Annotated in this window: 6 protein-coding genes; 3 read left to right on the plus strand and 3 right to left on the minus strand. The window is 64.8% G+C overall.

Translation table 11 applies throughout. The annotated features are described in order from the left end of the window. The first annotated feature begins 9 nt into the window (after positions 1–9). The 3 genes from BM222_RS11720 to BM222_RS11730 are packed head-to-tail and all read left to right on the plus strand — an operon-like array spanning position 10 to position 3,618. Complete coding sequence (locus tag BM222_RS11720; protein WP_092228413.1) at positions 10–1,557, plus strand: sugar ABC transporter ATP-binding protein; 1,548 nt, start codon at positions 10–12, stop codon at positions 1,555–1,557. Beyond that, positions 1,550–2,662, plus strand: a complete 1,113-nt coding sequence (locus tag BM222_RS11725) for an ABC transporter permease (protein ID WP_092228414.1) — start codon at positions 1,550–1,552, stop codon at positions 2,660–2,662. Before BM222_RS11720 ends, BM222_RS11725 begins: the two co-directional genes overlap by 8 nt. Further along, entirely contained in the window at positions 2,659–3,618 is a 960-nt protein-coding gene (locus BM222_RS11730; protein WP_092228415.1) for an ABC transporter permease, read from the plus strand. The genes BM222_RS11725 and BM222_RS11730 overlap by 4 nt, the downstream gene beginning before the upstream one ends. A 21-nt stretch (positions 3,619–3,639) precedes the next feature. Here the strand turns inward: BM222_RS11730 and BM222_RS11735 are convergent, their stop codons facing one another. The 3 genes from BM222_RS11735 to BM222_RS11745 form a co-directional block, all read right to left on the minus strand. After that, a complete protein-coding gene (locus tag BM222_RS11735) occupies positions 3,640–4,539 on the minus strand; it encodes an SMP-30/gluconolactonase/LRE family protein (RefSeq protein ID WP_092228416.1) in 900 nt (299 codons plus the stop codon). A gap of 162 nt (positions 4,540–4,701) precedes the next feature. After that, on the minus strand, positions 4,702–5,940 hold the full coding sequence (locus BM222_RS11740; protein ID WP_092228417.1) for an ABC transporter substrate-binding protein: 1,239 nt from the start codon (positions 5,938–5,940) through the stop codon (positions 4,702–4,704). A 52-nt stretch (positions 5,941–5,992) separates the two neighbouring features. Further along, positions 5,993–6,731, minus strand: a 739-nt coding sequence (locus BM222_RS11745; RefSeq protein ID WP_143105939.1) for a branched-chain amino acid ABC transporter ATP-binding protein, incomplete at its 5' end; no start/stop codon positions are given.

Genomic DNA, 6,731 nt, shown 5'->3' on the forward strand with positions numbered 1-6,731 from the left:
GAGCCCGTCATGCCAGACGCGATCCCGAGTCAATCTGCCTTCCTCACCCTGTCCGGAATTTCCAAGCGTTACGCCGGCGTGCGCGCGCTCGAAGGCGTCGACTTCGCCTGCGAGCGCGGCAAGATCCACGCGGTGCTTGGCGAGAATGGCGCCGGCAAGTCGACGCTGATCAAGATCATCGCCGGCGTGGTCCAGCCCGATACGGGCACCATGCGGCTGGATGGTCGCGATGTCAGCTTCGCGACGCCGTCGGCGGCCAATGCAGCCGGCGTCGTCTGCATTTTTCAGGAATTGTCGCTGATGCCCGACCTCTCGGTCGCGGACAACATCTCGATCGCGTCGCCGCCGCGCCGCTTCGGTCTCATCGACGCACGGGCGCAGCGCCGCCGCGCCGAGCAGCTGCTGGCCGAGATCGGTTGCGAGGACGTCAACCCCCTGATGCGCGTGCGCGACCTGCCGCTGTCGCGGCGGCAGGTGGTGGAGATCGCCAAGGCCCTCGGCAAGAAGCCACAGCTTTTGATCCTCGACGAAGCCACGTCGGCCCTCACCAGCGCGGATGTCGAGAAGGTGTACGCCATGCTGGCGCGGCTCAAGGCCGAGGGGGTCGCCATCCTCTACATCTCGCACCGGATGCACGAGGTCGAGGCGCTTGCCGACCGCGCCTCCGTGTTCCGCAACGGACGCCATATCGAGACCTTCGACAAGGGCAAGCGCTCGACCGCCGATATCGTTCAGCTCATGATCGGGCGCGACATCGCGGCCCAATATCCGCCCAAGCCTGCGCGGGAAACGCCGAAGCCGGTGCTTGATATCGAGAATCTGAGCTGGGACCGGCACCTCCATCAGATCTCGCTTCGCGTCGGCGCCGGCGAGATCGTCGGCCTCGGCGGGCTCGATGGCCAGGGACAGAAATCGCTGCTGCTGGCGCTGTTCGGCGTGCTGCGCGGTGTCTCAGGCCAAATCACCGTCGAAGGCCGCGAGGTGCGTCCAGCGTCCCCGGCCGCGGCGAAATCGGTCGGTATCGCGCTGGTGCCGGAGGATCGCAAGACCGAAGGCCTGATGTTGCCGATGTCGATCGCCGACAATCTGGTGATCGCCTCGCTCGACGCGATCTCGAAGGGACCTCTGGTCGACCGCGCGCGCGAGAACGAGGCGATCAAGCGCGCCATCGCGCGGCTGCAAATCAAGATCGGCGCGCCGGGCGATGCGGTATCCACGCTGTCAGGCGGTAACCAGCAGAAGGTCGTTCTCGCCAAATGGCTGATGACCGACCCCAAGCTCATTCTGCTCAACGACCCCACCCGCGGCATCGACGTCGGCACCAAGCAGGAGCTTTACCGGCTGATGCGCGAGCTCGCCGACCAGGGCGCCGCCATCCTGTTCTACTCGACCGACTATGATGAACTCATTGGCTGCTGCAACCGGGTGGCGATCATGTATGACGGTCGCATCGTGCGCGAGCTTGAAGGCGACGACCTCACCGAGACCAATATCATCGCGAGCGCGCTGAATATCGACGGCGCGACGCCGGAGAGCTCCGGAGCCGCCCATGCTTGACGATGTCGCCATCCGGTTTCGCCAGAACATCGGCATCGTCACGGCCGTCCTGTTGTTCGCGGTCCTCTATCTGCTCTACAATTTCGCTCACCCCAAGGGTTTCTCGTCGGCGGTTCTGGTGCAGAACGGCGACGAGATCTTTGCGCTCGCCATGCTGGCTATGGCCCAGACCGTGCCGGTGCTGGCATCGGGGCTGGATCTCTCCGTGGGCGCCGTCATGACCATGGTGGGCTGTTTCGCGAGCTATCTGCTCACCGGCGTGGCGGACGGCACCCCGCTGCATCTCGAGATCTTCGGCCTGCATCTCGGTCTGGGGACGTTTCCCGGCGGCGTCAGCGGTATCCTGCTTGGCATCGCTGTGTGTCTTGCCATTGGCACGCTGGCCGGTTTCATCAATGGCTGCATCGTCGTCTATGGACGCATCCAGCCGATCATCGCGACGCTCGCGACCGGCGCTGTTTATATCGGCATCGCGCTGTTCCTGCGGCCGACGCCGGGCGGCAAGATCGACGAGGATCTCAACTGGGCGATGACCAATTCGCTCGGAGATTTCGCGGCGACGGTCCACATCTTCGATGACGGCGCGGCAAGCTGGTTTGCGCCGGTCGCCTGGATTCCGGTGCCCTTCGTGCTGCTGATCCTGATCGCGCTACTGGTCTGGGTGCCGTTCCGCCGCTCCGTGCTTGGCCGCGCCGTCTATGCGGTCGGCTCGGCCGAAGGCGCCGCCTACATGTCGGGCCTGCCGATCGACCGCGCCAAGATCGCGGCCTTCACGCTCGCCGGTTTCTTCGCCGGCTGCGGCGGCCTGTTCCTCGCCATCCAGACCTCCTCGGGCAATGCCGACATCCCGCAAGCCGGCGCCTACACGCTCAACTCGATCGCCTCCGTCGTGATCGGCGGCACGTCGCTGCTGGGCGGGACCGGCAGCGCGATCGGCTCGATCTTCGGCGCCATGGTGCTGCGCGTCATCTCGTTCTTCTTCCGCATCTTCGACATCGCGCCGCTGCTGCAACCACTGTTCGAGGGCCTGATCCTGCTGGCGGCGGTCAGCATCGGCGCGCTCGGGGTCCTGCGCGTCAAGAATACGTTGGAGCTGTTTCGATGAGTTCGGCCTCTCTCAGTCTCTCACGCGACGACCGGCCGATCCTGATCGCGGCCCTGTTCATCCTCGTCATCCTGGTTGCCGGCACGGTCTATACCTTTGCCCGCTTCGGCAGCGCACCGTTGTTGTCGCCGACCTATTTGCTGCAGCAGCTTCAGATCGGCGCCTTCCTCGGCATCGTCGCCGCCGGGATGATGATGGTGATCCTGATCGCGCAGATCGATCTGTCGGTGCCCTGGACGCTCGCCGCGGCCGCCATGATGGCGACGTCGATCGGCGGACCGCTCGCCATTCCGGTCGGGCTCGGCATCGGCCTTCTGGTCGGTCTGATCAACGGCATCGGAGTTGCGTATCTGCGCGTGCCCTCGATGATCTTCACCCTCGGCGTCAACGCGGTGATGCGCGGCCTGATGGTGGCCCACACGGGCGGTTATGCGCCGCAGACCGCCGCCACCGATCTGATGCGGATGCTCGCCGGCGATCGCACGCTCGGCATTCCCAACGCCCTGTTCGTCTGGGCCGCCGTGTCGGTGCTTGTCACGATCGTGCTCCAGCGCACGGCGCTCGGCCGTTACGTCTACGCCATCGGCAACAAGGAGGCGGCTGCGTATCTCGCCGGCGTCGATACCCGCCGCATCACCGTGATCTGCTTCGTCCTCTGCGGCGTCGCCGCCGCGCTCGCCGGCGTGCTGCTCGCCGGCTACTCCACCAAGGCCTATCAGGGCATGGGAGATGCCTATCTGCTGCCGTCGATCGCGGCGGTGGTGATCGGCGGCACCAATATCCTCGGCGGCCGGGGCCGCTATCTCGGCACGCTGATCGGCGTCGTGCTGATCGTGCTGCTCAACAGCGTGCTGTCGATCATGGACATGCCGGAGGCCGGCCGCCAGGTGATCTACGGCCTCGTCATCATCTTCATGCTGCTGGTCTACGGCCGCGGTGAGCGCGTTACGAGTTGACGCGCCACCGCGAGCACGTCCTTAAACCGCCGCACGCGTGTTGAGATAGATCGAATACAGCGAGGTCTGTCCGCAGATGTAGAGGCGGTTGCGGCGCGGGCCGCCGAAGCAGACGTTGGCGACGATCTCGCCGATCGGGACCGTGCCGAGATGGGCGCCGTCGGGCGCATAGCAGAACACGCTGCGGCCCGCCGAGGTCCAGATATTGCCGTGGATGTCGACGCGGAAGCCGTCATAGAGCCCGTCCGGGCAAGTGGCGAACAGCGAGGCTTCCCCGACGGTCTGTCCTTTCACCTCGTAAGACCAGATCGTCGGCGGCAGACCGCGCACATGCGTTGCGCCGGTGTCGGCGACGTAGAGCCTGGTTTCATCAGGCGAGAAGGCGAGCCCGTTGGGCTGCACCCGGTCGGAGACGACGCGCGTGATGGCGCCGGAGACGCCGTCGATCCGGTAGACGTTGGAGGCACCGATCTCGGACGGGCTTTGCTGCCCCTCATAGTCGCTGTCGATGCCGTAGGTCGGATCGGAGAACCAGATCGAATTGTCCGATTTGACCACGGCATCATTGGGCGAATTCAGCCGGCGGCCCTCGAACGCGTCGGCCAGCACGGTGATCGAGCCGTCGTGCTCGGTCCGACTGACGCGCCGCATGAAGTGTTCACAACTGACCAGCCGTCCTTGTCGATCGGTGGTGTTGCCGTTGGAATTGAAGCTCGGCGCGCGGAACACCGACACGGAGCCGTCGGTCTCGTCGAAGCGCATCATCCGGTTGTTCGGAATGTCGGACCAGATCAGGTAGCGCCCAGCCGGAAAGTAGGCGGGGCCTTCGGCCCAGCGGCAACCGGTGAAAAGCTTTTCGAGATTGACATGGCCGATGACCAGCCGCTCGAAGCGAGGATCGTGGGCGACATAGGGGAGCATGCGTCCTCCGTGATGGCCGCAGATTCTTGAAAGCCGCCTGCGTGCCGGTCCTTACTTTGATCGACCTTGCCGAATTTGCAAGAGTGCTCGGCTAAGCGTGCAAAACGAAATGCCCGGGCCAGGCCCGGGCATCCCTCGCTTGCGGAGCCGCCCTTCCGCTGCTTATTGCGACAGCTTCACGAAGTTCGGAAACTTCAGCTTGCCTTCCGCGATCTTCTCGGGCCAGACCACGACCTGCTTCTCGTCCTGCCACTGGAACACGAGGCCGGTCACTGCGCCCGGACCGGACTTGATGCCGTGGGTGAATTCGTCGTCCTTGCCGTAGAACTGGATCTGGCCGATCGTGCCCTCGAAATTGGTCTTCTCCATCTCCGCGACCATCTTGTCCGGATCGGTCGAGCCGGCGCGCTTGATGGCGTCGGTGATGATGTAGACGTCGTCATAGGCGGTGTAGCCGGTATAGGCCGGCGGCGTGCCGAACTTGGCCTTGAAGGCGGCGGCGAACGGTTTCGTCTTGGAGGTGACGGCAACATCGGGCGTTGCGACTGCCAGCGACGGCACGCCGTCGGCCGCGCCATTGGTGTCCTTCCAGAAGGTCGGGCTCAGCGCCTGCGCGCTGATGCCGAACATCGGGATCGGCACCTGCTGGTTCTTCCACTGCACCGTCGGCTGCACGCCGACATGCGAGATGCCCGTCACGATCACGTCGGGCTTCTTGGCCTCCATGTTGTTGAAGATCGGCGTGAAGTCGGTGGTATCTGGCGAGAAGCGCACGTGCTCGACGACCTTCAAGCCCGCCTTGGGCAGGCAGGCCTCGTAGCCGACATCGAGCGGCTTGGTCCAGGCGGCGTCCTCGCTCATGATCGCGACCGTCTTCATGTGCATCTTGTCGACGAGCAGGTCCTTGGCGGCGTCGCAGACGAGCTGCGCTTGCGCGGCCGAGGTCAGGTAGCCGTGGAAGGTGTACTTGTTCTTCTCGTAGTCGTTGTGAACAGCCTTGGTGATCTCGTTCGAGGCGGCGCCCGGCGTGATCAGCGGCATCTTCAGCCGCGCGGCCCAGGGCTCCAGCGCCAGCACGACTTCGGAAATGTAGCTCGCGATCACCGCCGAGACCTTGTCCTCGCTCACCGCGCGCTGGAACGCGCGGACCGAGTCGGCCGAAGAACTCTTGTTGTCGTAGGTGACGATCTCGACCTTGCGGCCGAGAATGCCGCCCTTGGCGTTGATCTCGTCGGCGGCGATCTGTGCGCCGCCCGGCGTCGCAGCCCCCGCGATCGACTGCACCTCGGCGATGACGCCGATCTTGATCGGATCGTTCGACTCCGCGTAGGCGGGAGCGGCGAGGCACAGCGCCAGCGCGGAGGTGAGGAGGGCAGAACCCAGAGCCGTCGATGATCGCATGGTCGTTTCCCTTTCTTTGTTTTCCTGCGTTTTTCTGTTGTTGATACGCGAATTAGAGAAAATCGGCGCCGGCCTCCGCGGCGAAGCGGCCGGGATCGCCCTCCCAGACGATCCGTGCGTGCTCCAGCACATAGACGCGGTCGGCGTGCGGCAGCGCGAAGGTGACGTTTTGCTCGCCGAGCAGCACGGTGATCGACGTGGTCTGCCGCAGCCTCGTGAGCGCCTTGGACAACAGTTCGAGGATGACAGGCGCGAGCCCCAGCGTCGGCTCGTCCAGGATCAGGATCTGCGGCTGCATCATCAGTGCGCGGCCGATTGCAAGCATCTGCTGCTCGCCGCCGGACAGCGTCTGCGCCATCTGGCCCTGGCGTTCCCTGAGGATCGGGAACAGCTCGAACAACCAGGCGAGCTGCTTCGCCCTTGCGTCGTCATCGAGATGCTGGCCGCCCAGATCGAGATTTTCGCGTACGCTCATCTCGCCGAACAGCTCGCGCGATTCAGGGCACTGAACGAGGCCGCTGCGCGCGATCTTGGCGGGGCTCGTGCCGCGCAGCTTCTCGCCGCCGCGCACGATTTCACCGGTGTAGGGCAGGAACCCGGAGATGGTGTTGAACAGCGTGGTCTTGCCGGCGCCGTTGAGGCCGACGATGGAGACGAACTCGCCCTCATGGATATGGATCGAGACATTCTCCAGCGCCTGCGCCTTGCCGTAATGGACGCTGACATTCTCGACCTGGAGCAGCGGGACCTTGTCCTTGAAGCTCGTCTCCGGCCGGGCATGGGTCTCGATG

This window comes from Bradyrhizobium sp. Gha, assembly GCF_900113735.1.
Taxonomy (GTDB): domain Bacteria; phylum Pseudomonadota; class Alphaproteobacteria; order Rhizobiales; family Xanthobacteraceae; genus Bradyrhizobium.